This is a genomic window from Pseudoalteromonas sp. NZS11 (assembly GCF_015864765.1).
Classification (GTDB): Bacteria; Pseudomonadota; Gammaproteobacteria; order Enterobacterales; family Alteromonadaceae; genus Pseudoalteromonas; species Pseudoalteromonas arctica.
Window position 1 is genome coordinate 1 of sequence record NZ_JADYWP010000025.1, and the last position, 1097, is coordinate 1097.

Genomic DNA, 1097 nt, shown 5'->3' on the forward strand with positions numbered 1-1097 from the left:
CCTAGATTCAAATTGTAAGTGCATAACTTGTTTTGGCTAGATTAAGTGGTCAGTTGCTCATAAGCTAACTGCTTTTTCTCCGGCAAGAGATTTTACAATGAGACATTACAAACAACTGACCTATGCGCAAAGATGCCAGATCGCCGTTCTAAAGAAAAGCGGTTTTACGCAACAAAGTATTGCTGAGCTAACTAATTTATCGCAATCTACGATTTCAAGAGAGCTTTCTAGAAATACAGGTAAGCGAGGTTACAGACACAAACAAGCTCATGAGCGGGCTTTGTTTCGCCGAAGAAGTGTAAGAAAACCGCTTAAGATGACACCTGAAATGATAGCTTTAATTACCCAGAAGCTTAATGAGAAGTGGAGTCCTGAACAAATAACGGGATGGTTACGCAAAGAAAGTGAACGGTCTGTCAGCCATGAATGCATTTATCTGTATATCTGGGAAGATAAAAAAGCAGGTGGTGAGTTATACCTACATCTGCGCCGACACGGTAAGAAATATCACAAGCGCAGTCATGGTAAAACAAACCGAGGGCAAATAAAAAATCGCGTTAGCATTGAAGAGCGCCCACAAATAGTTGATGAGAAAGGCCGTATCGGAGATTGGGAAATAGATACCGTCATAGGCAAAGGTCATCGAGGCGCCCTTGTTACCATTGTAGAGCGGGTTACCCAATTCACTGTATCAACTCAGGTGGCAGGAAAAACAGCGGAAGCCGTCACTGCGGCGACGATAGAACTATTAAGGCCATATAGGTCAGCGCTTCATAGCATCACAGCTGACAATGGAAAAGAGTTCGCTTATCACGAGCAAATCACAGAGGCTTTAAGTGTACCTGTTTATTTTGCTCACCCTTATCACTCATGGGAGCGCGGATTGAATGAAAACACGAATGGATTACTACGTCAGTATTGGCCGAAGAGCACAGATTTTAAGGCGGTAACACCAGCACAAGTTATACCCGTACTTGAGCAACTTAATAATCGTCCGAGGAAGACACTTGGATTTGAAACGCCTGCAAAATTGATGCAGGATCACTTGGCGGCTAAAGCCGCCTAAACGTTATGCACTTCAGATTTGAATCCGCGTA

At 43.4% G+C, this 1097-nt stretch carries 1 protein-coding gene; it reads left to right on the forward strand.

Translation table 11 applies throughout. The annotated features are described in order from the left end of the window. Positions 1-97: 97 nt before the first annotated feature. Entirely contained in the window at positions 98-1066 is a 969-nt protein-coding gene (locus I6E82_RS19755; RefSeq protein ID WP_197118530.1) for an IS30 family transposase, read from the forward strand. Positions 1067-1097: the final 31 nt, after the last annotated feature.

Bases quoted from the DNA above. Each gene is read 5' to 3' on its own strand.
- I6E82_RS19755 (WP_197118530.1), top strand. From the start codon at position 98: ATGAGACATTACAAACAACTGACCTATGCGCAAAGATGCCAGATCGCC.